27 protein-coding genes are annotated in these 24,833 nt (G+C 58.3%); 15 read left to right on the top strand and 12 right to left on the bottom strand.

The genetic code is table 11. The annotated features are described in order from the left end of the window. Window positions 1-238 precede the first annotated feature (238 nt). Window positions 239-1,408, bottom strand: coding sequence for an amidohydrolase family protein (locus tag KF841_16670; protein ID MBX3396990.1), 1,170 nt, complete (start codon window positions 1,406-1,408; stop codon window positions 239-241). A gap of 221 nt (window positions 1,409-1,629) precedes the next feature. Then, window positions 1,630-3,069 carry an amidohydrolase family protein gene (locus KF841_16665; protein ID MBX3396989.1) on the bottom strand — a complete coding sequence of 480 codons (1,440 nt, stop codon included), beginning with the start codon at window positions 3,067-3,069 and terminating at the stop codon, window positions 1,630-1,632. A gap of 243 nt (window positions 3,070-3,312) precedes the next feature. Here KF841_16665 and KF841_16660 point away from each other — a divergent pair, with 243 nt between their 5' ends. From KF841_16660 to KF841_16635, 6 genes are all read left to right on the top strand, one after another. Beyond that, the gene (locus KF841_16660) at window positions 3,313-4,062 is read left to right on the top strand and encodes a hypothetical protein (protein MBX3396988.1); all 750 of its coding nucleotides are present in this window, start codon (window positions 3,313-3,315) and stop codon (window positions 4,060-4,062) included. Between the two features lie 163 nt (window positions 4,063-4,225). Then, window positions 4,226-6,436, top strand: a complete 2,211-nt coding sequence (locus KF841_16655) for a GreA/GreB family elongation factor (protein ID MBX3396987.1) — start codon at window positions 4,226-4,228, stop codon at window positions 6,434-6,436. Window positions 6,437-6,484: 48 nt separating this feature from the next. After that, the gene (locus KF841_16650) at window positions 6,485-6,913 is read left to right on the top strand and encodes an NADH-quinone oxidoreductase subunit A (protein ID MBX3396986.1); all 429 of its coding nucleotides are present in this window, start codon (window positions 6,485-6,487) and stop codon (window positions 6,911-6,913) included. 71 nt (window positions 6,914-6,984) lie between these two features. Then, window positions 6,985-7,545, top strand: a complete 561-nt coding sequence (gene nuoB, locus KF841_16645) for an NADH-quinone oxidoreductase subunit NuoB (GenBank protein ID MBX3396985.1) — start codon at window positions 6,985-6,987, stop codon at window positions 7,543-7,545. A gap of 5 nt (window positions 7,546-7,550) precedes the next feature. Further along, a complete protein-coding gene (locus KF841_16640; GenBank protein MBX3396984.1) occupies window positions 7,551-8,084 on the top strand; it encodes an NADH-quinone oxidoreductase subunit C in 534 nt (177 codons plus the stop codon). Between the two features lie 56 nt (window positions 8,085-8,140). Further along, window positions 8,141-8,341: a hypothetical protein gene (locus tag KF841_16635; protein MBX3396983.1), complete on the top strand. Its 201-nt coding sequence runs from the start codon at window positions 8,141-8,143 to the stop codon at window positions 8,339-8,341. Here the strand turns inward: KF841_16635 and tsaB are convergent. Then, entirely contained in the window at window positions 8,328-9,077 is a 750-nt protein-coding gene (gene tsaB, locus KF841_16630; protein MBX3396982.1) for a tRNA (adenosine(37)-N6)-threonylcarbamoyltransferase complex dimerization subunit type 1 TsaB, read from the bottom strand. The genes KF841_16635 and tsaB overlap by 14 nt on opposite strands. A gap of 110 nt (window positions 9,078-9,187) precedes the next feature. On the opposite strand from tsaB, the gene KF841_16625 reads away from it, so the two are divergent. The 6 genes from KF841_16625 to KF841_16600 all read left to right on the top strand — a co-directional run bounded on the left by KF841_16625 (window position 9,188) and on the right by KF841_16600 (window position 15,008). Next, window positions 9,188-9,553 (top strand): STAS domain-containing protein, encoded by a 366-nt coding sequence (locus KF841_16625; GenBank protein ID MBX3396981.1) that lies wholly within the window; start codon window positions 9,188-9,190, stop codon window positions 9,551-9,553. A 163-nt stretch (window positions 9,554-9,716) separates the two neighbouring features. Beyond that, entirely contained in the window at window positions 9,717-10,202 is a 486-nt protein-coding gene (locus KF841_16620) for a hypothetical protein (protein ID MBX3396980.1), read from the top strand. A gap of 231 nt (window positions 10,203-10,433) precedes the next feature. After that, window positions 10,434-10,847, top strand: coding sequence for a BlaI/MecI/CopY family transcriptional regulator (locus tag KF841_16615; GenBank protein MBX3396979.1), 414 nt, complete (start codon window positions 10,434-10,436; stop codon window positions 10,845-10,847). A gap of 2 nt (window positions 10,848-10,849) precedes the next feature. Further along, the gene (locus KF841_16610) at window positions 10,850-13,750 is read left to right on the top strand and encodes a M56 family metallopeptidase (GenBank protein MBX3396978.1); all 2,901 of its coding nucleotides are present in this window, start codon (window positions 10,850-10,852) and stop codon (window positions 13,748-13,750) included. A 224-nt stretch (window positions 13,751-13,974) separates the two neighbouring features. Next, window positions 13,975-14,619, top strand: coding sequence for a GNAT family N-acetyltransferase (locus KF841_16605; GenBank protein MBX3396977.1), 645 nt, complete (start codon window positions 13,975-13,977; stop codon window positions 14,617-14,619). Beyond that, window positions 14,616-15,008, top strand: coding sequence for a DUF2237 domain-containing protein (locus KF841_16600; protein MBX3396976.1), 393 nt, complete (start codon window positions 14,616-14,618; stop codon window positions 15,006-15,008). The genes KF841_16605 and KF841_16600 overlap by 4 nt, the downstream gene beginning before the upstream one ends. Window positions 15,009-15,045: 37 nt before the next feature. On the opposite strand, the gene KF841_16595 is transcribed toward KF841_16600, so the two are convergent. Further along, window positions 15,046-16,410, bottom strand: a complete 1,365-nt coding sequence (locus KF841_16595) for a sigma 54-interacting transcriptional regulator (protein MBX3396975.1) — start codon at window positions 16,408-16,410, stop codon at window positions 15,046-15,048. A gap of 116 nt (window positions 16,411-16,526) precedes the next feature. Between KF841_16595 and KF841_16590 the strand changes: the two genes are divergently transcribed. Further along, window positions 16,527-17,084, top strand: a complete 558-nt coding sequence (locus KF841_16590; GenBank protein MBX3396974.1) for a cysteine dioxygenase family protein — start codon at window positions 16,527-16,529, stop codon at window positions 17,082-17,084. Between the two features lie 33 nt (window positions 17,085-17,117). On the opposite strand, the gene KF841_16585 is transcribed toward KF841_16590, so the two are convergent. The 6 genes from KF841_16585 to KF841_16560 all read right to left on the bottom strand — a co-directional run bounded on the left by KF841_16585 (window position 17,118) and on the right by KF841_16560 (window position 21,606). Further along, window positions 17,118-17,291 carry a hypothetical protein gene (locus KF841_16585; protein ID MBX3396973.1) on the bottom strand — a complete coding sequence of 58 codons (174 nt, stop codon included), beginning with the start codon at window positions 17,289-17,291 and terminating at the stop codon, window positions 17,118-17,120. Between the two features lie 3 nt (window positions 17,292-17,294). After that, window positions 17,295-17,606, bottom strand: coding sequence for a hypothetical protein (locus KF841_16580; protein ID MBX3396972.1), 312 nt, complete (start codon window positions 17,604-17,606; stop codon window positions 17,295-17,297). Next, complete coding sequence (locus KF841_16575; protein MBX3396971.1) at window positions 17,606-18,298, bottom strand: cbb3-type cytochrome c oxidase subunit II; 693 nt, start codon at window positions 18,296-18,298, stop codon at window positions 17,606-17,608. The genes KF841_16580 and KF841_16575 overlap by 1 nt, the downstream gene beginning before the upstream one ends. A 96-nt stretch (window positions 18,299-18,394) precedes the next feature. Further along, the gene (locus KF841_16570) at window positions 18,395-19,855 is read right to left on the bottom strand and encodes a cbb3-type cytochrome c oxidase subunit I (GenBank protein ID MBX3396970.1); all 1,461 of its coding nucleotides are present in this window, start codon (window positions 19,853-19,855) and stop codon (window positions 18,395-18,397) included. Window positions 19,856-19,933: 78 nt separating this feature from the next. Continuing rightward, complete coding sequence (locus KF841_16565; protein MBX3396969.1) at window positions 19,934-20,971, bottom strand: cytochrome c; 1,038 nt, start codon at window positions 20,969-20,971, stop codon at window positions 19,934-19,936. An 8-nt stretch (window positions 20,972-20,979) separates the two neighbouring features. Continuing rightward, on the bottom strand, window positions 20,980-21,606 hold the full coding sequence (locus tag KF841_16560) for a hypothetical protein (GenBank protein ID MBX3396968.1): 627 nt from the start codon (window positions 21,604-21,606) through the stop codon (window positions 20,980-20,982). A 458-nt stretch (window positions 21,607-22,064) separates the two neighbouring features. On the opposite strand from KF841_16560, the gene KF841_16555 reads away from it, so the two are divergent. Next, on the top strand, window positions 22,065-22,667 hold the full coding sequence (locus KF841_16555; protein MBX3396967.1) for a DUF4405 domain-containing protein: 603 nt from the start codon (window positions 22,065-22,067) through the stop codon (window positions 22,665-22,667). Here KF841_16555 and KF841_16550 read toward each other — a convergent pair. Together KF841_16550 and rnhA are read right to left on the bottom strand one after the other, a co-directional pair. Continuing rightward, window positions 22,584-23,402 (bottom strand): class I SAM-dependent methyltransferase, encoded by an 819-nt coding sequence (locus tag KF841_16550; protein ID MBX3396966.1) that lies wholly within the window; start codon window positions 23,400-23,402, stop codon window positions 22,584-22,586. The two genes, KF841_16555 and KF841_16550, sit on opposite strands and share 84 nt — an antisense overlap. 115 nt (window positions 23,403-23,517) lie before the next feature. Continuing rightward, window positions 23,518-23,964 carry a ribonuclease HI gene (gene rnhA / locus KF841_16545; protein MBX3396965.1) on the bottom strand — a complete coding sequence of 149 codons (447 nt, stop codon included), beginning with the start codon at window positions 23,962-23,964 and terminating at the stop codon, window positions 23,518-23,520. A 326-nt stretch (window positions 23,965-24,290) separates the two neighbouring features. Between rnhA and KF841_16540 the strand changes: the two genes are divergently transcribed. Further along, window positions 24,291-24,803 carry a VanZ family protein gene (locus tag KF841_16540; protein MBX3396964.1) on the top strand — a complete coding sequence of 171 codons (513 nt, stop codon included), beginning with the start codon at window positions 24,291-24,293 and terminating at the stop codon, window positions 24,801-24,803. Window positions 24,804-24,833: the final 30 nt, after the last annotated feature.

Here is a 24,833-nt window from a genome sequence, read left to right as displayed (position 1 = left end):
GAAGACTTCGGAAGCCGCGTCCGCGCGCGGGCAAGGGGGGCCGCGCACAAGTTCTCTTGTTGATGTTGGCCATCTGGAGGTCGGATCGAGAGTCGGGATATACGGTGCGCATCAAGGGAATCTGATTTAACATGTGCGGGAATCGGATCGGCGCGGCGAACATGTTCGCCGCGCGGTCATGTGCATTTGCAACGATAGGCACGCGATGCTCTGGCGCCCCCGGGATCGGGCTGCCCGCTTATTGCGCGGTTTCACTGACGACCTTGCCATTAATGATGACGCCCACGCAATGTGACGTGTATTCGAATGGATCACCATCATAAAGCGCGATATCCGCATCCTTGCCGGTTTCCAGTGACCCAATTCGATTGTCCACACCGAGAATTCTGGCGGCATCGATCGTAATCGCAGCCAGGGCATCTTCGAACAGCAGTCCGTTTGCCGCAGCAATGCCAGCCTCAAACAGCACGACGCGTGTCTTCGGAACGTACGACTCCATACCACTCTGTAATGCGAATCGAATGCCTTCGATCTTCAGGATCGAGGCGGTCTCCATGCTGGCGTTTTCCGTGAGGCCCTTGCCGCTGCGCATCATCGTCGGGTGTAAGATCACCGGCACGCCGGCGGCCTTGATTTCAGATTTCACCAGATAAGCTTCGCATGCCCCATCGAGCACGACGCGGATATTGAACTCGCGAGCGAGCCGAAGTGTCGTGATGATGTCGGCCGCGCGATGCACGGTGACCAGCATTGGAATCTCACCGCGAAGCACTCGCGCGAGCGTCTCCATTCGAAGGTCGCGCTCCGGTGGCTCTTTCGGTTTCTTTGAATTCTCTACTTTCGCTCCCTCGTCGGCCGGAGACGAAGTTGGGGGAGGCTCCGGTTGGGTCGTCGCGGCACCGGCAACATCTGTGACGGAAGTCGGCGTGCTTTCTGCAGGGCCGTCGACGTCTGATACGGTGGCGGGTTGGCTTGTGGCTGAGTCTTGTTTCTTGACATAAGCCTGCGCTTTGATGAGCTGGCCTCGAAGCATGGCGACTGCCTTGGAGCGAGTGCCGGGCGCCTTGCCATCACCATGCACGGTCCAATCGCCGAGCGTCGCCGCGACCATCGCGGTCGGCACCATAACGGCCTCATCGACCGTTCGGCCCGCGGTTTTGACGATCATCGTCTGTCCACTGATGATTTCGCCGGGTGCATGACCCGTATGCAGGGTGGTAATGCCAAATCCGCGCAGCCACTCGACGAGTCGCTCCTGCGGATCGTACGCATCCAGCGCGCGCAGTTCAGGTTGAATGGCCTCGGAACGGTCGAGTTGTTCCTGATCCTGCCGCTGATTCAGATAGCCGGTAAGCCCAACGACACTGTGAGCGTCGATCAAACCTGGTGTCACAACCGCAGCATCCATGACGCGGTACCCTTCGGGCACAGCCAGTTCCGCCGCCGGTCCGACACGCTCGATTTTGCCGTCACGAATCAACACGATGCCGTCAGCGATCGGCGCGCCGGCCATCGTGTAAACGGTCTTGCCGCGGATGGCGATCAGCTCGGCGGCCCTAGCGGGTCCAGCGGCCATCGCTGAAAACAAAATTGCCGCAGCGGATGCCAGCCAAGCGGCACGAACAGGCGTCATTGTCCGTCTCCATGAGTATGGTCATCTTCGCCGCAGCACATAATCATGATGTGATCTGTGCCAGCGCCGTACCCGCCCACCGCGAACAGGCGGTCTTTGGGATTGCTGCGGTCAAATACTTTTCGGCCTTCGACATAGGTGAGCAGCACCTTGGAATACACACTGAGCGGATCACCCGTGAGTACGATGAAGTCCGCGTCCTTGCCGGCGTCGAGTGAACCAGTTCGCGCGTCCAGTCCGATCATTCTGGCTGGAGCGAGCGTCAGCGCCTCGATCGCCTTTTGTCGAGACATGCCTCCCCGTACGCCGAGGGCCGCCATTCGAAGAAACAGCCTCGAATCAGTGATTGGATCGTCGGTGTGAAACGCGGTCAGCACGCCGGCTTTTTCAAGTGCGGCGCCGGTCGAGAAGTTAAGATTCATCGCTTCGAGCTTCCCACCCGGACTGTCGACGAGAATGATCGAACACGGCACACCGGCCTTCGCGATTTCATCTGCAACGATGTCGCCTTCACTCAGGTGATGCAGCACGACCTTGAATCCGAATTCCTGCGAAAGTCGAATCGCGGTCAGGATGTCGTCGTGGCGATGTGTGTGGAAATGTACGATGCGACGCCCCTCGAGCACGTCCACGAGTCCTTCCATCGCCAGATCGCGTTCAGGAGCCTGGTCCGGTTCCGTTTCGGCCCGCTTGAGTTTGTCGCGATAGGCCTGTGCCTTAACAAATTGCGAACGAACGAGCGCGGCGGCCTTGGCCCTTGTTCCCGGAAACGGTGCGTTTCCACGAGAATTGGTGCCGTTTGCCATCTTCATGCCGCCGAGGATCGCACCGGATTCGTCGCGGATTGCCAAATCCTCAATCGTACGAGCATCCTTCAGCTTAATGTAAATGGTCTGTCCGCTCAGCAGGTGCCCTGAGCCTGGCATGACGTTGAGCGTTGTCAGTCCGCCGGCACGAGCCTTAAGCAATCCTGAATCCCGTACGTTGATCGAATCCAGAATTCGGCAGTCGGGCTGAATGGGTGAACTGGAGTCGCCGCCCCAGCCGCCGCCGACGTGGCTGTGCGTGCAGACCAGACCAGGCATGATGACCTTGTCGGATGCGTCTATGACCTCAGTTCGTTCCGGCAGCTCGATTTGGTCCTTCGGGCCGATCGCAAGAATCTTCCCGCGCTGAATGATAAGCGTGCCGCTCTCAATTTCAGGCTGAGAGACGGGAATAAGGCGAGCGCCGACGAAGGCACGCGGACGCTCCTGCGCCTGAACGGTAACTGCCGCACACAGTGCCCCGATAAGGGGACAAAGAAGTACCCGCACGTTTACGCCTCCCAGAGCCGCGCCGATCTTCAGCGCTGAAATCCGCCTGACCTGACGGACGGAAACCGAGCATATTAACCATTTTTCATCTAGGCTGGAACGGGGGATCGCGGTCGCCATTCCGCCCATCGGCCTCTAAACCTCAACGGCCGATATGCTTCCCGACGCCCGAGATTGTCACCCGCGATCCTGAAAGCCAGTTTCCGAACCAGGAGGGAGTCCTACAGCCGCAACTCGTTGCCGGACTCAGCCTTGCAATCAGGTCGATCCAGCGGAATAATCTCAGGGAACCACCCGCCAGGGCACTGCACGCCGAACACCTGTTCAGCCTCGGTATGATCTTCCCGCACCGGAGTGCATAAGATGTCAGTTGTTGTAAGCTGTAAATGCGGCAAGAAGTTCAAAGCCAAAGACGAGATGGCTGGTAAGAAGGTGCGCTGCCCTGAATGCAAGACCGTTATTCGGATTCCGGGTGCTGCGGGAGACACGTCGGTGTCCGCTGTTACCGCAAGTTCCGGAGTTAGCCAATCGGCCTCGAAGTCGGCTGGGGCTGACAAAGGGAAAATCGATGCCGAAGCGGCCCTGCTGAAATATGAGGCTGCCCAGAAGCAAAAGCAAATGACTGCGGAGGCAGAGGCCGCCTACAAGCAGGAACAGCAGAAGCTGATCGCTAGCTATGATCAACTTGCCGGCAAAGCAGCGCCGGCCGATCTCGAAAAGAAGAAAAAGAAGGACGAACTCCTTGAGAAAGGAGTTAAATCGAAGCCCACCGTGGCAACCAAAGCGGCGGACGCGGCCGGAAGCTTCTTCAGCAATTCCTTCGTGAAGTATCTCATTATCGTCGGCATTCTCGGCGGAGCGACCTACGGCAGCGTCGCGATCGTCAAGTACATCACAGGCTACGTCAGTGAGGACATGGGCAAGGTGACCCCTCGGGAAGAGCGGGTGAAGAAGCTCATGGACGACGCGCGCGCAGCGATTGACCAGAAGGATTACACCAAGGCGAACAAATTTCTCGATGAGATCGTTCGCATTGATCCGACCAAGGAAAAGCACCGGACCTATCTGGCGATGAGGGATCAGGTGGCGGCCGGCATTGCGGGCAAGCCATAGAGAATCGCCGTTCTCCCACTCGTCGGTTCAAGACCTTTCTGGTCTGATCGATCGATCGTTACGTTCGATGCGTGGTGCACGCCCCTTGGCGCTCCCTGGAGCGGTGCGTCTCGACAAGTCGGCCGATCTCTGCGACAATCTTGCGTTTTAGCGAGGTGTCAGGGTGAAGCTGATGGGATACGACGAGCTCAAATCACACGCAAACGCAAAACGCTGGCCTGAGGTCGAATCCGAATGGTTATCGGTCATTGCCGAGCCGGTGACGGAGCCCGACGAATTGCTTGGCGTCATTGACGCGGCCGTCGAAGCGGGCCAGGGCAAATTGGCCGAATCGATGGGCTGGGCTTGGCTGTCCACGATGAAGGAGAAGTACTCCGCGCGGGACGCACTCCAACTGGGTCGCGGACTCTTGCTACGTTTGCCGGATGGGGAGCAACTCCGCAGCGAGATTCTTTCGCTTTATAAGCAGACCCATAGCGAGCACCCCGATCTGGAACGATGGGTGGAGAAATCCGGCCTTCAGGCTGGGAAGTCGGTACGCCGTGCACTGCGGTATCTTGACGTGGGCCTGCGGTTGGCCGAAGGCGCATACCTCCGCCATCGAGCAGAAGAAGAGGCCGCGCAGATCGTCGAGGCGGATTTTGAGGCTGAAGAGTTCACGCTCCGGACCTCGCGGGGTAAACGCACTTTACCACTGCCCGAATTGGTGAACGATTTTGACCCCGCTGACGAGAACGACTTCGTTGTCCTGCAACAGTTGAACCCCAGCCGTGTTGCGGAACTGCTTGAGAAAGACCCGGTCAAGCTCGCGATCGGAATATGCCGCTGTCACCGCAATCAGATCGATCGCGACCAGATCAAATTGCTGCTTGTCCCGCGGTACCTTCCGTCGAATAAATGGACAGATTGGTGGAACAAGCTGCGAAATGCTCTCAAGAAGTCGCCTAATCTGCGAATTGAGGGTCGTTCGCCGATGTTCCTCATCTACGACCCGGTCGGTCAGTCACCGGAACAGGAGGCATGGTCGCTTTTTTCCTCGGCCGATCAGCCGCGACAATGGCTCGAGATACTTGAGGCATACCTCCGCGATTCGAAATCGCACCAGCGAGAGCCGGACGCCGATTTCCTCAATCGCGTACAGAAGTCGCTCACGGATCGTATCGACCGCTTCCGTCGCCACCACGATCATGAAAATGCCTTCGCGACGGCCCTCGTGATCGAACGCCTCGCGTCCGACGGCTTGCCGATATCCACCACAGCGCACGGTACGGCGATCGAAATGATTCGAACGTCGGAGGCGCCGGTATCCGACATCGCCGCGATTCCGGATGCTCGGCTTTGGGGGTTGGCAGCGACTGTTGTGGAACAGGCATTCCCCGAAAAGTGGCCGGAGTTTTTCGCCGAAATGATTCTGTATGCTCCAGCGGGTCAATGCGACACGCTTGCGAAGAGAGTTGAGAAGGCCGGTCGCGGCGAATTGCTGGTGAACATCGTCGAGCGAGCCTTGTCTGATCCTGGTCGCCATACCGACGCCGTTATGTGGATCTGGAAGGGGCCTGCCGTGAACCTGCCGCTCCCAATTCCGCCGGCCCTGGAATTGTTCGGGATCATTCTGACGATCGTCGGACCGGCCCGGCATTCGGAGGGCAAGGCGGCCGGACAGACCGTCAATGAAATGAGAGCCAAGGTGCGAAGCGGAATCGGCGCAAAAAACTACGGTCGTTTCCGCGAGTGTCTGAAACTCATGGACCTCTCGATGGCTCAGGCTTTCCGGCGTCAAATTGAGCGAGCGGAGGGCCTCGGCCCCAGCGTGCAGGCCGAGATGACCTCCATGCTGAGCGATGCATTTCCGAAGCTCTACGTCAAGGTCGAGGTGCCGGCATGGGATGACGAATCCTCACTTTACTTCAGTTCGGATGGTCTTCGCGCCAAGGAAGCCGAATTGGACGAGATCGTCAATGTCAAAATGCGGGAAAACGCGAAGGCAATCGGCGAAGCCGCTTCTCGTGGCGATTTGAGCGAAAACTCGGAGTATAAGTACGCCCTCGAAGAGCGCGATCTGCTTCGCGCTCGGGTCGCAAAAATCAATGCCGAGCTTGCGAAGGCGAAGCTCATCGATCCGGCCAAGGTGCCGACCGATCACGTCAGTATCGGGCAGCGCGTGGTGCTGAGAAGTCTCTCCGGTTCCGACTCCATTTCGCTCATGATCATGGGCGTTGGCGATGGCGACATGAACCGGAGGATGTATTCCTATCAGACCCCGATTGCACGGCAGATTCTCGGGCAACGGCTCGGAGACAAAGTGCGCCTTTCGTTTGATGGAAAGTCGGAAGCGGAGTATGAAATCACGGAAATCACGGTCGCCGCGGACTAATGCCCTGAACGTCCGCGGTTGATGTTACTGATAAAATGGATTCCGGCGATGGCCACTGAAGCACTCGAACCAGTCTTAGCAGCGAGCGACTTGGGGTACGGACCGATCGGCATCCTGCTGCTTGGCGTGTCAGCGGTCGGCGTGATCATACTTCTGCTGACCCATTTCGTGCCCAAGGAAAAGCGCGTCGGCTCTGAGAAGGACTCCTCATATGAATCCGGCATGCCCGCCATCGGTGACGCCCGGCGGCGGTTCAATGTGAAGTTTTACCTTGTCGCGATGATGTTCCTGATTTTTGACGTGGAATTGATCTTCATGTACCCCTGGGCCATGGCGTTTCTGGATGCGCAGGGTTCAACCGACCCGGCCGTCGCAGCCAGCCTGCCGATGCTGTTCTGGGTAATGATGATCTTCGCGGCGTACCTCGTCTTGGGGCTGCTCTATGAATGGGGCAAGGGCATCCTTGACTATCAATAATCGCGCCGCAGCCCGCTCGCTAGTTCGCGAGGATTGATCCTATGCAGAAGCATCAGACTGATCCGCACAACATGACCGGGGGCGACACGCTCACCACGCGACTGTCCGACCTGGTGGACTTCTTCCGAAAGAACGGCATCAACTGGTCACGAAAAAACTCTGTCTGGCCGCTGCCGTTCGCGACGGCGTGCTGCGGGATCGAACTGATGGCCACGGCTTCCAGCCGTTACGATCTGGCCCGTTTCGGCGCAGAGGTGATGCGCTTCAGTCCGCGTCAGAGTGATCTGCTCATCTGCGCCGGGCGCGTCGCAATCAAGATGATGCCGGTGCTCCAGCGCATCTACAAACAGATCACCGAGCCCAAATGGGTGATTTCGATGGGTGCCTGCGCTTCCACGGGCGGCGTGTTCGATACCTACGCGGTCGTTCAGGGTGTCGATCAGTTCCTGCCGGTCGATGTGTATGTACCGGGTTGTCCGCCGAGACCCGAGACGCTGATCGAGGGAGTCATGGCGATCCAGCGAAAAATCGAAAAGGACGGAATTAGGGATAGCGCGTCGCGTGGCCGCGGCCTGCGCATGGTGGTGGAGCCGACATATCAATTGAATGTTCAGTCGGTGTCGAAGGGTTAAGGACGATGGCGAGTGCAGCCGACATTGCCAGTGCGTTGAACGCAAAATTCCCCGGCCGCAACTACGAGGCCGCTCCGCTGATGATGCGGGCCAGCGGGCCGGGGGATCAGTTCTATCTGCGCGTGGTGCCGTCGGACCTGGTGGAGATCATGACCTGGCTTCATGATGACTCCGCGTGCCGCTTCGAACAACTGATCGACCTGACCTGTGTGGACTATCTGAATTTCCCCGGCGCGGTTGATCGATTTGGCGTGAACTACTCGATCTTATCGATTACGCACGGACACCGACTCTGGATCAAGGTCTTTCTCAACGAACCCGCCCTGGCGTTGCCGTCGGTGACTCCGATCTGGCCTGGCGCGAATTGGATGGAACGGGAAGTCTATGACATGTTCGGAATTGTCTTCGAAGGGCATCCCGACTTGCGCCGAATTCTCACGTGGGACGGATTTGAGGCAAACCCCCTGCGCAAGGACTACCCCTTACGAGGCCGGGGCGAACGGGAAAATTACGAAGTCGTCACACGCGACAGCGCATGAGACGCGAAATTCGCGGTCGCGCTGTATGCACCGCGATTCGCCGGAGAGTAATTCAGATGGCGCCGATTCTCAAAAACCGTATGGCAAGACTTTATCGCCGCAAATGGATAGCGATGGCGGTACTCACGGTTGGCTCGGCCATGCAGGTGTCCGCCTGTCGTGAGGAACTGGGGCTTTTCGGCCTGCGATGGGCCTTCTCGTCCATCACACTTCCGATTAATACTCTGATTCGCGATTTGCTTCTCAGCTTCGTATGATCGGCTTTGTCGCGGATTCCGCGACCGACTGCCCGGCTCCAGTTCGCTTTTCCCAGATTTCTTCCGCTTCGGGCCGACGAACATACATCGGCACAAGTTCGTTGGAAGCCGTGAACTGGCCTCGTTGAGCGGCGTTCCAGCCCAGACGATGGACCTGCGCCGCCCGCGGACGCCACGCGGCCGATTCGCCGATGATCACACCACCTGCTCGGAGTGCCGCTTCATGATAGGGCACGCCCTCGCCGACTACGACAAGTTCGCGCGTCACCGTGGCCAGCAGGGCGGCCGGCTCGATCAGGAGCGGCCCGATCGCTCGTCGGTAGCCGTCGCCTTCGAGTTCGTAGATGGCGCCAAATACCTGTCGGCGCTTCGCATCCAGTACCACCGCCAGTTGGTTCGGGACGGGCTTCAGGTCGAGACCGTTGCGGGCGACGACATCCAACGTCGGAACATCGCAAATCTTGGCGCCGGTTGTCATCGCCAAATGTCGTGCGAACGTGACAGCCACGCGCAGGCCTGTGAAACTGCCTGGCCCAATCGATACATAGCAATGGTTGATATGGTCTGGGTGCCATCCCTGGTTTCGCGTAAGTCGATCAATAATCGGCAGCAGATCTCGCGCGTGCTCCTGGTCGGCCGCGAACAAGGCTTCCTCCAGCAGCGTTGGCCCCTCAGCAAGCGCGACGGAACCACAGCGACCCGATGTCTCGATTGCAATGATCTTTGTCGTATTCATGCGGATGCAGGGCGTCGCCTCATTCGACCGATTGGATTAGGATAGCCCGCCGACGTTGCGGGGTAAACGCCCGACGGAACAATTCAGTTTGGTACGAAAGGGTTTCGCGAATGGCGAACGCCAGATTGGTCATCCAGAGCTATGCCGATGTGACCGTGGTCACATTTCAGGATTCCTCGATTCTCGAAATGCGCGTCATCGATCAGATTGGCCAGGAATTGTACGAGTTGACCGACAAGCAGAACAAGCAGAAGCTGATCCTCGATTTCACGAACGTCCAGTTTCTTGCGTCTCATACACTTGGCGTGCTGCTCAATCTCAGCAAGAAGGCCAAGGCGATCAACGGCCAAATGGTGATGTGCTCATTGCGCAAGGAATTGATGAAACTTTTCACCATCACCAACCTCGATAAGATTTTCAAATTCTTTCCCACCGACAAGGAAGCGCTCGCCCATTTCGGCGTCCATGTGACCTAGGCGTCCGCAATGGGGGGGAAAGGTCACGATTCGCGGGGATCATACAATTAACGTTCTGCCCCCCCCGCAGGGTCCTGCGAATTCCAGGTCACGGCATTTTCAAGGAATCCCATCACAGACTTAGGCGACGCTGTCGCCTCGCCCGGACTGATTAGGAGCTTCTATGATTCGTTACTACGGTCTTGCGATCTGTTTGTCCGTACTGACTCTCGGCGGCTGCACAGGTGAGGGCGTCTCCCTCCTCTGCTCGAATGATCTTGACGGCAGCCTCTTCGGCTTCTCGCTCACGGTTCCCGCGCCGTTTACATGTTCCAGCGTTGTAGCCAATCCAACGTCGTTGGCAAACGTCGGCTATCGAGATAGCGCCACGCAGCGATTCGCGTCTGTGCAGGTCAATTCGCCTCAGAATGGCGAGGTTCAGGAGGGCGTTGCCAGCGAGAACCTCGGCAACGTCACCAACAGCCAGGGTTTCGAATTCGATCGCAAGAAAGTGACGATTGATGGCGTCGGAGTGAGCTATGTCGCCGGCACGGTCCTTTCGAGCGGTAACATCCTTTTCATCACGGTGTCCGGTTCGCAGGATGATCCGGCGCTTCAGGATGCGCTCGATGCCATCATCGCGACAGTCAGTGAATCCTCGTCAGGTTGATCTCGCACGATCAGACCTGGCCGGGACCGCGCCGGTCTGCCGCCGGGTGCGGCAACGTAATACGCTGCCGGCGCTTTCGCTCTCCCGAATGAATTTCACGGAATTCCTGCCAAGCCCATCGGCCCCGCGATGATTCCTCGCGCGGATTTCATAATTTCCTGGGGGAAACACTTGAAATCCTCCGACTAATGTAGTAGCATTACGACAGCTGTAGTTGGTTGGAGAGATTAAGTGCCTGAAAAACCCGTTGATCTCAGCGCGTCCGAGTTGGAGGTACTCAGCGTCCTGTGGGATGAAGGACCTTCCACTGTGAGACAGGTGCACGCCCATCTGCACCGTTCGGGCCGCAGGATCGCGTACACAACCGTGCTGACATTCCTGACGCGACTGGAACAGAAATCCGTTGTTACCAGTGACAAATCAGGCATGGCATATATATATCGTCCGGCGCTCACGCGCGATCGAATTCGGCGCAGCCGACTCAAGAGTCTTGTTGAGCAGTTGTACGACGGCGCAGCGGGCGAATTGGTCTTGCAGCTGATTAAGACGCAGCGATTTTCCGCGAACGAGATTGATCAATTGCGCGAATTGGTCGATCGCCTTGATCGCAAAGGCAAACCGGATAGCACCGAATCGGAGGGCTGACGATGACTCGCATCGCCAAGGCACCTTGGGCCGGAGTGTTCCGAATTCTGCCGATCGCCGTCGTAGCGATCGCGTTGGCTGTTTCGAACTGGTCGACCTCGCTCTGGCAAAACGGACTCGTACTGATTCCGCTTGCGGCGCTCGTTGCACTGGTCGCGCGACGCAGCACGGTAAGTCCGACAACGCGACATACGTTGTGGTTGGCCTTGCTTCTGTGGCTGGTGGTTGGAAGCGCCTTGCCTCCAGTCCTTTTTGAAAAGGTGGACAGCAATTCGGGATCGTTCGCAGATGCCTCGAAACGTGTTTGCGATACCCGAACAGGCGACTCGATCGAACTGCCGCGATCCCGAGGTACCGATGAACGCCTTGTCTCCGGCGTCAGCGAGTCCGACCTGCCGCAGATCGAATCCGTCACTTCGCGACCCGATCCTTCCATCATCGTGCTCGGAACAGTTCGCCCCTTTACAACCACAACCCTCGATTACTCGACCAGAGAAGATTATGAACGAATGACGCGGTCCGGCGGTTCCGCCGAGGGTGTCGACCGTCCAATGCCCGAACCGGCGGATTGCGAACCGGCTGAGGATCATTGGCGGTCGCCTTCGATCTGTGATGCCGAACTTGTGGCATCGGCGGATGCTTGTCAATCGACTGAGCCCGTTCAGCCGGATTTTCAAGTCGCCGCATGGTCCGCCCCGGTCGGACTGACTCGCATCGAGGCTCGCCGAATTTTCCAGGGCCATCCGGGCTCTCAGGAATTGGCGCCGCTGATGCGAACTTCAGACGTCCCGGAAGGTCTCCGACGTGAATCTTGGTTCGTTGACATGATCTCCGGCCTGGCCCGCTATGGCGAGTTCGTATTCGCACCGGAAATTCGCAATTGGATCAGGCCTGTGGCGAAGGCATGGGAGTCGGTCACTCGCCTTCCGGCAATTCCGTTGCCGATATGGATCACCGGCATGTCTGTCGTGTTGATGCTTCGTGTGCGTCGCGGCCGTGCGTTCCGGCGAATTGTTGAACGCGGTGTCGAAGCGCCGGCCGATGTGCGCAGGGGTGTTGAGCAGGCGGCCCGTGCCGTTGGATTGACACGCGTTCCGCGAACGATCGTCGTTGAAGACCGCGTCTCTCCAATGGTCTGGTTTGACGGGCCGGCGACTTTGATTCTGCCCATCCAGCTGTGGCGTGAGCTGGATCAGGCCGCCCGGCGAGCCGTACTTTGTCATGAATTGGCGCACCTCCGGCGCCACGATCACTGGATCTGTCGGTTCGAATCGTGGATCGGCGCCGTTTACTGGTGGCATCCTCTGGTGTGGTGGATTCGGGGTCGCCTTCAGGAGGAGGCGGAATACTGTTGCGACGCATGGGTAACATGGCTCCAGCCGGGTGGACGCCGCGCTTATGCGGAAGCACTGATTCAGACGAAACAATTCATCAATCCGCCCGTCGCGCCTGCCCCGGTTGGCGCGATCGGAATGACGTCGGGGCGCACCCGACGATTCGCAAGGAGACTGACCATGGTGATGACTCAACGCGTATCCCCGAATCGGTCCCGCATTCAATTCGTGGCTGCCGCCGGCATCCTGGCGATTGGCTGGCTCGTGTCGCCTGATCGTTCGCATCTGTCTCACGGTGCCGAACGCGTCGCCAAGCCAGTCCATGAAACCCGGCCGTCCAGCCTGTCGGAACCGTCGACGCCTGCACCGTTGACTTTCGCGCCTCCATCGTTAACCACACCGGCTGCGAAGTCTGCACCCTCTTCAGCGGCGGATGACAGTTATGTCGAACTGGCCGCGCAAATCGCTCGGTTGGACATGGAACTGAAGCGGCTGTCCGAATTGCTCAATGCGAGAGGGGCCTCGTCGTCGAGTGCTCACGCCGCTGAGATCCTGCCAGGTCTCGCGTCAACCATTCATGGCCGCGTGAGGAGTCCCGCCATTGCAGGCATTGCTCCAGTGGCCCCGAGCGAGCCGGCAATTCCGGCAGTGGTCATCGAGACTCCGGTGTATGGCCGCGATTATGCTATTCCAGCAGGCCGTCGCGAAGCGCTTTGGAATCTGATGGCTCTGTCGGATGTGCCTCCCTGCGTGGTTGAATCGCCGAATGGAATTACACTCAACGGTACCGCCGCACAGCATCGGGCCTTCGCCGCGTTTGTCGAACTGATTACTGCAAGCGCGGAAGATCGCATCGAAAGCTACCAGTTGCCCGATTCCAAGTTGGAAGCGATGAAAGCGCTGATGTCTCGCTCGGACGTGCCGGTACTCGCGGAGGTACATGGCAACGATCTTCGAATCCACGGAAATGAAATGACCCAGCGAATTATCGCCGACTTCGTCGAGATGATTCATCCGACGAAAGCTCCGCTTGGCGCGGGCGATCTGTCCAGCGAGAGCCTGTTTGGTACGACCGCACCGATTGCCGGATTCGGTTCGATCAATCATCAGGCCAGTTGGATCAACGCAAGTCCCGCTGTCGATGCGTACAGGCTCGCGGAGTCCGCGGCGATTGTTGAACGCGAAGCCCGTTCGCGGAGGAATGAGGCGAAGGCGATGGAGCACGCGTATCGTCTGATGGCCGCCGCGGGAGCGGATTGGCCACGAGCCGATCAGTTGAAGAATGCCGATACACCTGACATCCTCGAAAGGCGGGCGGCCGAATATACCGCGATGGCGGGTTTGTTGAAGGCGAGGATGGAAACGCTTCGAGCATCGCTTGCACAACGGAGTGAATCAACTTACACCGGCTCGACGGACGTGGATCTTGGATCGATTGAGAATCAGCTTGCCGAGATCGAGCGTGCAGCACAGGTTCTTCGTGAGTCAGCCTATAGGATTCGCCAGGACGGCATGACGGTGCCCGCGCAATCCGAACTGGCACCGGAAGCTCGCGACGCGAGTGAATAAGTTTCTTGCAGAATCTGGCGATAATGTCGCCAAGGCCCATATTCTCAGTCGGCCCGTACCGCGTAATCCTGTCTCTCGGAGTGAACGCACGTCTCGGAAGCTCTCTAAGTTGATGCGTCCCGGCTCCGCCAGATCCATTTGCGGCCGGACTTCCCTTCCGTTTCACCGCCCGACCCAATATCATGCGCACTGAACCACCGACGGTGTGATGCCGATGGACGCGGATGGGTGGACCGGAGATCATGCCGAACGAAAAGTTGCCTCCAATTCTATTTCTCGAAGGTCGGCGCATCTATCTGCGGCCTCTGGAAATGTCCGACGAGCGATTGCTGCGGCAATGGTTCGCGCCGGAGAACACCCGCGAGAATCTGGAACGCTACTGGCCGATTACGCAGGCGTTTGAGCAGCGGTTCATTGAGACAAACGGCACGGACGAGACGAGTTTCGCCTTCGCAATCGTCCTGAAAATCGGTGATCGTCCGATCGGTGTCACCGGATTCCGCGGCATCCGATGGAAGGACCGCACCGCCGAGTTCGGCATTACCGTGGGTGATTCAAAGTCGCGCAATCAGGGTCTTGGTAGCGAAGCCACCGTACTGCTGCTTCACTATCTCTTTCGCACGTTGAATATGAATCGCATTCAGCTCGGCGTATGGGACTTCAACACGGCAGCGATTCGTTCGTACGAGAAAATTGGCTTCACGCTGGAAGGGCGGCAGCGGCAGCATGGCTTCGTCCGAGGGCGCTACGTCGATCATTTGATTTATGGCATGTTGGCTGCGGAATTCGAAGCGAAATATCCCGTGGAGAGGTCGTTGCCAGATTTCGCGCCGCGCGCGACAAGACGCAGAAACCGAGGCAGCCGATGATCCGGAGAAATGACGAATCCGATGCGCCGCAGCGCAACGTCCTCGGAGGACCGCTGGAGTCGTGTTCGATGGCGCCCCGCACCGGTTTCTATCGAACCGGGTGTTGCGAGACCGGGCCCGAAGATCTCGGTCTGCATGCAGTCTGCGCCGTCATGACGGCCGAGTTTCTCGAATTCAGCAAGGCGCGCGGGAATGACTTATCCACGCCCAGACCCGAGCAGGGTTTCCCGGGATTGAAACCAGGCGATCGATGGTGCATCTGCGCATTAAGGTGGGTTGAAGCACAACAGGCTGGAGTCGCGCCGAATGCCGTGCTCGGAGCGACCAACGAGGCCGCCCTGGCGTGCGTTCCATTGCCGGTGCTTCGCAAGCATGCTGCGGACATATAGCTTCCCACAGTCACAAACCTCGCAGGCCGGCCCGGCCTCAAGCCTCCGACTGCCGAAACGTTCGCCAGTCGATCTTCAGCTTCCTCATTTTCGATCGAAGAGTTCGCGGGTTGATCCGAAGCAGCCGGGCGGCGCCGAACGGGCCTTCGACGCGCCCAAGCGTCTTCTCGAGCGCCGATTCAATGTGGTGGCGGATGGCATCGTTAAGCGGCTCGATGGCTGAGACGGGCTCGTTGCTGGTAGCGTCTGGATTCACGGCCGGTGTAAATTCGGCCATGGCCTCGTGACTTATCGGCGATGCGTTTGGGGCGATCGCTTCCTCGCTGGGAAGTGACGATTGAATCGGCTCGCTGGATGTGTGACCGCCTAGCGACAGTGCGATTTCGAGCCGTTTCCCGTTGCCCAGCAGGGCGGCTCGGTCGATGACTGTACCCAGCTCTCGTACATTGCCCGGCCACGCATAACGCATCAATTGTCGGATGTCTTCCGGCGACGGCATCACAAGCGCGAGGCCAAATCGCGTCGCGGCGCGTTCAGCGAAGTGACAAGCAAGCGACGCGATGTCTTCGCGACGTTCGCGCAGCGGCGGAATATGAATCGGAAAAACCGCGATTCGATACCACAGATCCTCACGAAACTGTCCCGCTTTTACCATCGCGTGCAGATCACGATGAGTTGCAGCCACCACGCGAACATCCACGGCGATCGTCTTGCGCCCCCCGACTCGCTCGACAAGGCCGTCCTGCATGACGCGAAGCAGACGAACCTGTGCTGCCGGTGGCAGTTCTCCGATTTCGTCAAGGAACAGCGTCCCGTGATCGGCTCTCTCAAACCAGCCACGATGAGTGTCCACGGCCCCGGTGAAGCTTCCGCGTTCGTGCCCGAAGAGTTGAGAGTCGATCAATTCATGAGGAATCGCGCCGCAATTGACGCGGATGAAAGGGCCCGCGTGTCGAGGGGATCGCGTGTGGATTGCGCGAGAGACAAGTTCTTTCCCCGTGCCGGTTTCGCCGAGTATGAGTACGGGCACATCGCTGCCGGCGACGATATCCACCCGGCTTAGGACATTGGCCAGCCCGGTATCGGCTCCAATGACATGGTCTCCGATTTCGCGACGACCAAGGCGACTCAGTAGCGTGCGCCGATCCGCCTCGGCCGCCTCGCGAAGCGACTCAAGTTCCCGAAGACGACGGTCGTTTTCCAGTAGTGCCGAAAAAGGAGCGGAAAGCGCCTCCGCAAGTGTGGCAACCACGGCACGATCTATCCGACGACTGTCGGACGAAAGCACAAGGATCGCTGGATATCCTGATTTGATCGAAAGCGGGACGGCGGCCGTGCTGACATCTCCGGATTCTACAACACGGCGGACAGCCAACAGGAACTCGGACCCGTCTTCGCGCATGTCATTGCAGTGCCGGTTTCAACCCAGTTGGAGAGTTCGGACACCCTATGTCAACCTACCCGGCCTCTTACACCCGAGAGTCGCATTTCTCCTTCTTGCCTCGAAACGAGGAAACTGTGAATCAGGACGCACAGAGGCCGGCGTTGCAGGACCTGCTGGACGGGGTTGGCTCGCTCTCGTTGTCTGAATTGATTGATCGACTCGATTCCTTCTCCGAGGCCGAGCGCGTGCCGGCCGAGGTACTACAGCCCTTACTGAATCGGCTGGAGGTGACGACGCAGGATCTCGGCGAAGCGATATCCTTCAGTGAGGATCATTACCTGCGAAATCGCGTCCGAGTCGGATCGAATTATGAGGTGCTGGTGCTTTGCTGGAAAAGCGGCCAGCAGAGCCCGATACACGATCACGGTGGATCGAATTGTGCCGTCCGCGTGGTGCAGGGGGCCGCGACGGAAGTCCAATTTCAGCAACGAGACGACGGAAAGCTCGTCGTGAACAAGGTTGGCCGACTCACGCCAGGCAGAATCACCCAGGTCGATGAGGATGATCTGCATCTGGTCGCCAATCGTGAAGCGGAGGGTGTCAATCTCGTGACGCTACACGTTTACTCGCCGGCGATTGTGGAGTCGAAGAAGTATGATCTGGGCGGGGTTGTCGGCGACCTGCCATGGTGAAGTCAACTGCCTCCGGAACCTCTCGACAGACCCTTATTCATAGAATGTCTTCGCCATCGGAATCGCATAGCGAATAACGTACCAGATCGCGCCGATCCAGAAGCCGATCCATATCGCGCGGACGAACCAGGGGATTCGGTGAGTCGTATACGTGTGGAAGCGGCCTTCGTCCTGCGGCGTCGAGCCGTCGGCGGTATCGGGGATCATTTTTCACTTGCTCCAGCGGATGCCGTCGCGGCGATCCAGTTCCTCTTCTCGCTCCAGCATGTCGTATTTCGGCGCCTCAATATCCCGAAACATGCCGTGGGCGATCGCCCAGATCAACATGCAGGCCATGCCGGCCGCCACCAGAAAATAGTTCGAGATAGGGATCAGCGTGAAACCCGCACCTTGCTCGGTGTTCAGGGTCCGGATGAACTGGACGAGCTTTTCGCCGAATCCATACGCGCCGGGTACGAGAATCACAATCGCCATCGTCAACAGGGCGATGCGCTTGGAGCGGGATTCTGCCAGGCGATTCATTATTCAACTCCCTCTGCGACTGCGGAAGCCGTTTTCTCGGCGGAGGCCGCGGGCATGGTCGATCCGCCGCCGGGACCTTCTCCGCGCCAGTACGGATAGTCCTGATGCCAGCTCCCAAGCCATTGTATGTAGGTGATGATTGCCATTCCATCACGATTTGGATAACCGTACTTGTCGAAGAACCACGGATATTCCGGCATCACTGATACCGGCGCCACGCTCCGCGGCTTATAGAAGTGCGCGATGTGCCAATCATTGCTCTTTCGAGCGCCCTCGCGAATCAGGTCAGGACCGACACGGCGCGTGCCGAACAACACTGGACGCTGCAGCACATTCTGGTACTCAGCGGCGTACGAACGCGGTCCCCACCGGATGTCTTCATTCGAAACAGGACGAATCTGCTGGCTGTGGCAGTGCCAGCAGGCCTCGCCAATGTAAATCTTGTGGCCCCGCTTCAGCGCAGCGGCGAAGCTGTCGGTGGTTACCTCGCCGAAATGCTCCTTGAACTGATCGGGGAACTTCTCGGCCAGTTCGACGAATTCGTGAATGATGCCTTGCTCCGCCAACTCCTTGACGGACAGCTCCGGTTCGTCGTGATAGATCACGATCGGCACCAGCCCCATCACTGCGAAGGCCAGGATGAAGAACCCCAGACCGGCTACAAGAAATACACCTGATTTCGATTCGAACATGGGATCCTGATTTCCAGTTGCTGCTTCTCAGTTCTCTGTTTTTTCAGTTCGCGACTGGCATCCAACGCGACGTCCATTCGACCCATCCGCGATTTGCTAGCTCAACACCGGCTCTGTTCGGCCGGGCGTCTCCGTCGGCGGCGTCGGTCTGGGGGACGGCAGCGCTCCCCGCATGTGCCGCCATGTCATCCAGGTGTTCGCAAGAAAGAAAAACTGCCCCGCGATGATCGCGGTGCCAGTGATCGTTCGCAGCAACCAGAACGGCCGCGATGCGATGATCGAGTCCTCCCATGGAGCGAGATCGCGCCAGGAAAATCCCTGAATGAGGCCGGCAATGGTCAGGTCCACAAACATGATCAGCATACCGATTCCGCTGAGCCAGAAATGCCAGTGATTCCAGCGGGGACGGTACCAGCCGGATGCGCCCATCACTCGCGGCAGAAGATAAGTCATCATGCCGAATATCCAGAAGCCGAAGACACCAAACATGACGAGGTGGGCATGTCCGACAACCCAGTCCGTGAAATGAATGATCTTCTGAAAAGTGAGCGTGACCTGAAACGAACACTGTAGGCAGGTCGTGAAGTAGAACACCATGCCAATATAAAACCAGCGAATCGGCAGCGACGTTCTAAGGGCGTCGCCCCGACCGAGGATGGTCGCAAAGAAATTGATGATCACCGTGGTGACGACCAACTCGACAGCGATGGTCGAAATGACCGCGCCGTATTGGAGGAACATCGGAATCGGGCTGTAGAGGAAATGATGGATGCCGTTCAGCGGATAGAAGAACGCGAGGCCCCAGAAGCCCACGAGCGACAAACCATGACTCCATACAGGCTTTTTCAGGATGATTGGAACAAAATAATACATCAACCCCCAGCCGATCGGCGTGACAAACAGTCCCACAAGATCATGGATAAACAAGCCGCCGATCGCGCCGGCGGCCGAACCGCCGATGACATACTCCGGAATGAAATTTCCCATGCCGTAAACAAGCGGCGTCCATACGAACGCCGCGATCAGGTACCACAGTGTGACGTACATTGGACCTTTTGTCTGGAAAATCGGCGTGAGAAAATTGATCGCGACAAGGATCAATCCAAGTTGGGCGACAGGGTCAATCCAGACCGGCGTTTCGCCCCATTCAAGCGCCTGTGCTTCGCCAAGCAGAAGCCCGGCAACCGTGGCGACAACAATGCACTGCCACGCGATGAAGATGAACCATGATAGCTTTTCGCTGAGAACCGGACGCAGCGTCAAGCGCGGCACGGCCCAGTGCAGCGCTCCAAGAAACGCGTTCGCAATGAATCCGTAGGCAACACCCTGCGTGTGAATCAGCCGCCATCGGCCGGGCGACCAGAACTCGACTCCGGCAAACGGATTCAGGTTCAGTAGCTGGAGTGAGAACAGCAGTCCCGCCAGCATCGCCACGATCACGTACGCCAGAGAGGCAAACATGAAATACAGGACAAGCTTCTGGTTTACCAGATTGGATGTATCGCTCGGGAATGAGACTGCGCCTGCTCTTCCCGCTCCGCCACTCGCTGTTGCCATTATCACTTCCCTGGATTCGATTGACCGCGACGGCTTCAACTCAATTCGGTCAACGCGGCTTTGTGCTTCTGCCGATGCCTAGAAACCGAAGTCCGTCGGCTCCGTCTGAGTGTCCTCTTCCTTCGCCGGGGCGGCAGTGGTTTTCGGCGGTTCGCCATGCAGATAAATCGCACGCTTCCGCCCTCGAATGACGAACTCTCCGCTTTGAAGTTTCGCAGGACGGCGCTTTATCAGATCATGAACGTAGTAGGCAACTGCCCAGAGATCAGGCGGCTCAACCAGTGGCGGCTCGCCGGCCTTCGGACTGGGCAGTTCCATTGAATCGACCCAGGTCGGCATCGCCGTCCCGGTGATACCTGCCGCGATCGAACGATAGATGTCCTTTACACTCATGCCGGATCGAACGAAGTCCCGTCGGAAATCGGGCGGATAAATGAGTTCCCCCTGCGTATTTTCCTTTCCGACGGAGTCATCCATGTTCTCGCGGAATGCATCGTAAGGTTGCGCGTTGATCGCTCGCCGATACTCGTTGATCTTCTCGCCGCTGACGTACGATGGATGACACGTCCAGCATGTCGCATAGCCATGATAGATCAACTCGCCGCGAGCAATGGCCGGGGAAAGGTCCTCCTCGCCGAAGTACGGATCATTCACGAAGGGGATCGACTTCGCTGGTGCGTTCTCGCTCCACTTGGGAGAAAACGTCTTCAGGTAGGCGATCAATGCATCGATCGTGGTTTCCTGCAGCCGATCGAACGGTGGCATCGCACTGCCTCGCAGGCCGTTGCGAATGGTGCGACGCAAGTCATCGTCAGTTGGCAATTCGCCGGATCGCGTCGAGCTGAACTTGAACTCGCCCAGCGTGAAATTGCGAGGACGTGGGCTGAAGAATTTGGCCGATTCGCCGTTGCCGTCACCTTTTTCTCCGTGGCAGCCGAGGCAATAAGTCGCGTAAGCCAGTCGGCCCTGTTCAACGAGTGTGATGTGGTGTGAGCGCGCTTGGCCGGTGTCTTGCGGTCTTGCGTATTCGCCGTCGTCTTCGGACGTGCCGCAACCGCTCCACGCAGCGGCCATGACGAGGCATGTCGCGCCGACACAGATCCAACGCCGATACATCACCAGATTCACTCCTTCTCCGGGGCCGGCGGAATAAATGCGCCCCAATGCCCCACCAGCATCATCGTCCAGCCGAATACCAGATGCGTGGTCAACGCGACGAAGACGGGCACCTTCTCCACGATCCAGTTTCCGCCGATCAGCATCGGCTGCAACCAGATCAGGATGCCGTAGTAGTTGACGATCCAGACACCCACGCCGAGCAGCGTTGCGACCAGAAACCGTCTGCCGAATTTTGCGTTGCTGAAGTATCGCGTCAGTATCAGATGAAACGGAATTCCGCCGATCACCCCCGTGGCCAGATACAGGCAGCAGCCCGCCGCAAGCGCGAATCCGTTTTCCACCGAATCGTACGAGAGCGCCTTTTCACCCATCGGAAACGTGAGATAGACCCGAATGATCTCAAGTGTGTTTTTCCCAAGCAAAGTCGCGCCGATTGCGTTGTAGAGCAGGCTCGCTGCCGCCGCGATCAACCCGAGCACCATACCGGCCAGAAGGTGGTAGGTCGTGTAATACTGCTTGGGTACCCAGGCGTCGCGACGGCCGGAATAGGTAACTTCCGATTCGAGCGCAGCAATCCGGGACTTCAGTTCATCTAGCTCTTGCAGTTTGATGCGGGTTGCGTCGTTGTCCATCTTGGCAATTACCATCGCATTGCGAAGGCCGATCTGATTCTCCGATTGACGAAATGCTGCGGAAAAAATAATCGCTTCCGTCCAGGAATCAACCGAAAATTCAGTCAGACGCCGCGATTTTCATTCGAGACGACTCCGGACAGCTGAAGCATGAAGCGTGTACAATGCGGAAATTGGCTGCCAAGCAATTCCGCGGGGCAGCCAACAGCAATTTCTATGCCGCAGCCGGATCCACTACAGCGGATGCAGTGTCACATGCCTTGCGCGATTTGCCACCCATGGTCGCGGGAAATTCCACAGCCCTCGCGTTGACCTCCATCGCGGAGTGTCGATTCACAGATGAAAGACCGACCAGACGTCCAATTAAGGGCAGGAACGCGAAATGCGAAATCGCACTCTGAAAAAGAGCGGTGCCCATCCCCGGCGACGGCATCCGCCGAACGAGGAACTTTGAAATCATGCCCATTTTCACAATCACGCCGTTGGAGTCGAATCCGCCGATATGCGTAAAGTCTCAAACGACCGTTGCGTCAAAGGTGCCGGCCGATTTGATGTTAGCAGGCGTGTCTCAACTCACGAACAGCGGCGAAATTCCGAAATCCGCCACGCCTTCGGATTCGCGCGAGCCGACCCGTGAAGCAGGCCGCCCCGGGCGGAAACTTTCTTCCAGCGCGATCAACTTCATTTTGGATGGGGTCATGCTGATCGCTTTCATGGTAGTGCTCATTGCTGCGGCGATCGTTCAATTCATTCTACCGGAACCCGCCTCCGCCGCCGACACGACCCTGTGGGGTCTGACATACACCGGCTGGATCAAGATCCTCAGCGGCACGATCGCCGTCTTTGCCGTTCTTGTCCTGATTCACCTCATCCTGCATTGGAACTGGGTATGCGGTTTCGTGACGAGCAGACTCTCCAAAGCCCTCGGTCGTCGCGTCGCCCTGACGGAATCAACTCGGACGCTCTGGGGAGTGGCTCTACTGATCGTCGTTCTGACGCTGATGGGCATCGTTATCGCAGCGGCCGAGTTCTGCGTGATTCGCAGCCCCGGAGGTCGCTGACTGCTCCGCAAGCGGACCGTATTCCGGTTTCCTTGCAAGACACCAAAGTACCATCATTTCAGCACGGTAACCCGGCGGGGGGGCTTGTCGGGCATAGCGATAAGCGTCGCCGGGCACATCACATTCCGGGAAGACACGCAGTCGCTCGATACGCCAGCCGCCAATCAGGTTGGATTCAACCTGCTCGCGCGTCACGATACTTGGCTCAGTGGCTGTCGGCACTTCGCGCAGGTTAATCGACCCGATAAATAGGCCGCCGGGCTTGAGGATCCGGCGAATTTCCGCACATGCCTGATCCACATTATCCACATGGTCCAGTGCATTTACCGTCAGTACGATATCCACCGTCTCGTCGCCAAGCGGCAGGCGCTCTGCGGCCGCGCCGAGATAAGTCATCGGCTGATCGCTTATTCCCAACTCGCGGTAGGCATCGGCGAGCGGATCAACGCCGATGCGAAGCCGCGCCTGCTTCATCCAGCACAGCGATCCTCGCGGCCCGCAGCCAATATCAACGACAACGCGGCCTGTGACGTGAATCGCATCCTGCCAATCCGCGATTTGGAGCGTCAGCGATCGATAGTAGTCATCACGGCGCAGTACGCCGCCGCCTTGCCGATGCTGGCTGCGCCAATACGCCAGCTCAGATTCCTGTTTCGTTTGTCCAAGCGTGGTACGTACGCCGCCGGCAAACGTGGAGGACTCGATAGCTCTTCGCCACGAGCGCGGCAGCAGCATCCGAAACATCCGCCAGATCGCACGAAAGAGACTGAAGAGCACGCAATGCACGATGAATCGTCCTCTCAACTCGATCGGCAACTCAACACGCTGTTAGGAGCGACGTCCCGTCACGTCAGATTGAACTGCGGTCGCGCAGAGCCGCAGTGGCTTCGTTGGCCAGTTGATCGCACCGTTCGTTCTCGGGATGGCCGGCGTGACCGCGCACCCACATCCACTTCACTTGATGACGCGAGGCCGCTTCGTCCAGCTGTTGCCACAGGTCCACATTCTTCAGCGGCTCTCTGCCGCGGCGCCAGCCTTTGGCTTTCCACTTCGGCAGCCACTCGCTCATCGCCTTGCACACGTACTCAGAATCGGTATAGAGCACGACGGCGCAGGGTTCCCTGAGTGCACGGAGCGCTTCGATCGCGGCACGGATTTCCATGCGGTTGTTGGTGGTCGCCGGCTCGGCCCCGGAGATTTCACGTCGCGCCGTGCCATGCACCAGAATGGCCGCCCAGCCGCCCGGGCCGGGATTTCCGTGACATGCCCCGTCTGTATAAATAATGACCTGTTTCATTGCGACGAAATGGTAGCGGATGCGCACCCACTCCGGAACCGAGGCCGCAAGCCGCTCTGACCACCCGCGGGAATGAACAATTATCCGACGCGGTGCCGCCGCGACCCGTTCAGCGAAGATATACGAATGATGCCGAAAGTCACCGCGCTGTCACATCCCGTCTGGTCAATACCCGAATCGCAGTGACGTATTTACGGCGTTTGTGTGCAGGTCGCGAGGCCCCATGGACGTTTACCGGTCGTCCGGTGGCAACGCGGATTTGAGAGGAGCGCGGATTGCCTCGTTGTTCAGCAGGAGTCTGTCCGAGCGTGATGCGGGGGTGAACGATGTTGAGCCGATCGCATACCAGATTGATCCGGCAATGGACGATGATCTTCTGCGTGCTGGCCATTGCCGGCATCTGCTTCGGCACGTTAATGCCGATGCCCTTTGACCGGACGCCGCCGAAGGTGTCGTTTATCGACGGGATTCGCTTTATCAGTTTTGAGCCGACTTGCGCTCGCGATGTAATCGGCAACGTCATGATGTTTGTGCCGGCCGGCGTAATTTTCTGGGCGACAGCCGCGACGTGGGTTCGACGGGCCTGGGCGACCACCGCCGCCATTGCAGCCGCGGGAATTCTGAGTTTCGGAATCGAATGGGCTCAGGTCTTTATTCCCGGCCGCTACCCGAGTGCGATCGACATCTGCACAAACATGTTTGGCGCGCTGGTCGGCGCGACCCTCGTGAACATTCTGACGCAGATACTCGCCGCGATCATTCGGCGCCTGGCAGCCAGTCCCATGCGAATCGAAAGCCCTGACAAGGCGACCTCCATGACATTGACGATTCGCCTTTGAGAATCCGCCCACCTCTCGACGTGCACCGCG

The organism is Phycisphaerae bacterium (assembly GCA_019636475.1).
Taxonomy (GTDB): Bacteria; Planctomycetota; Phycisphaerae; order UBA1845; family UTPLA1; genus JADJRI01.
This window is presented reverse-complemented; position numbering and strand designations above follow the sequence as displayed.

Bases quoted from the DNA above. Each gene is read 5' to 3' on its own strand.
- KF841_16670 (MBX3396990.1), bottom strand. From the start codon at position 1,408: ATGGATGCTGCGGTTGTGACACCAGGTTTGATCGACGCTCACAGTGTC.
- KF841_16665 (MBX3396989.1), bottom strand. From the start codon at position 3,069: ATGGCGACCGCGATCCCCCGTTCCAGCCTAGATGAAAAATGGTTAATA.
- KF841_16660 (MBX3396988.1), top strand. From the start codon at position 3,313: ATGTCAGTTGTTGTAAGCTGTAAATGCGGCAAGAAGTTCAAAGCCAAA.
- KF841_16650 (MBX3396986.1), top strand. From the start codon at position 6,485: ATGGCCACTGAAGCACTCGAACCAGTCTTAGCAGCGAGCGACTTGGGG.
- nuoB (MBX3396985.1), top strand. From the start codon at position 6,985: ATGACCGGGGGCGACACGCTCACCACGCGACTGTCCGACCTGGTGGAC.
- KF841_16640 (MBX3396984.1), top strand. From the start codon at position 7,551: ATGGCGAGTGCAGCCGACATTGCCAGTGCGTTGAACGCAAAATTCCCC.
- KF841_16635 (MBX3396983.1), top strand. From the start codon at position 8,141: ATGGCGCCGATTCTCAAAAACCGTATGGCAAGACTTTATCGCCGCAAA.
- tsaB (MBX3396982.1), bottom strand. From the start codon at position 9,077: ATGAATACGACAAAGATCATTGCAATCGAGACATCGGGTCGCTGTGGT.
- KF841_16625 (MBX3396981.1), top strand. From the start codon at position 9,188: ATGGCGAACGCCAGATTGGTCATCCAGAGCTATGCCGATGTGACCGTG.
- KF841_16620 (MBX3396980.1), top strand. From the start codon at position 9,717: ATGATTCGTTACTACGGTCTTGCGATCTGTTTGTCCGTACTGACTCTC.
- KF841_16610 (MBX3396978.1), top strand. From the start codon at position 10,850: ATGACTCGCATCGCCAAGGCACCTTGGGCCGGAGTGTTCCGAATTCTG.
- KF841_16605 (MBX3396977.1), top strand. From the start codon at position 13,975: ATGGGTGGACCGGAGATCATGCCGAACGAAAAGTTGCCTCCAATTCTA.
- KF841_16600 (MBX3396976.1), top strand. From the start codon at position 14,616: ATGATCCGGAGAAATGACGAATCCGATGCGCCGCAGCGCAACGTCCTC.
- KF841_16595 (MBX3396975.1), bottom strand. From the start codon at position 16,410: ATGCGCGAAGACGGGTCCGAGTTCCTGTTGGCTGTCCGCCGTGTTGTA.
- KF841_16585 (MBX3396973.1), bottom strand. From the start codon at position 17,291: ATGATCCCCGATACCGCCGACGGCTCGACGCCGCAGGACGAAGGCCGC.
- KF841_16580 (MBX3396972.1), bottom strand. From the start codon at position 17,606: ATGAATCGCCTGGCAGAATCCCGCTCCAAGCGCATCGCCCTGTTGACG.
- KF841_16575 (MBX3396971.1), bottom strand. From the start codon at position 18,298: ATGTTCGAATCGAAATCAGGTGTATTTCTTGTAGCCGGTCTGGGGTTC.
- KF841_16570 (MBX3396970.1), bottom strand. From the start codon at position 19,855: ATGGCAACAGCGAGTGGCGGAGCGGGAAGAGCAGGCGCAGTCTCATTC.
- KF841_16565 (MBX3396969.1), bottom strand. From the start codon at position 20,971: ATGTATCGGCGTTGGATCTGTGTCGGCGCGACATGCCTCGTCATGGCC.
- KF841_16560 (MBX3396968.1), bottom strand. From the start codon at position 21,606: ATGGACAACGACGCAACCCGCATCAAACTGCAAGAGCTAGATGAACTG.
- KF841_16555 (MBX3396967.1), top strand. From the start codon at position 22,065: ATGCCCATTTTCACAATCACGCCGTTGGAGTCGAATCCGCCGATATGC.
- KF841_16550 (MBX3396966.1), bottom strand. From the start codon at position 23,402: ATGCTGCTGCCGCGCTCGTGGCGAAGAGCTATCGAGTCCTCCACGTTT.
- rnhA (MBX3396965.1), bottom strand. From the start codon at position 23,964: ATGAAACAGGTCATTATTTATACAGACGGGGCATGTCACGGAAATCCC.
- KF841_16540 (MBX3396964.1), top strand. From the start codon at position 24,291: ATGTTGAGCCGATCGCATACCAGATTGATCCGGCAATGGACGATGATC.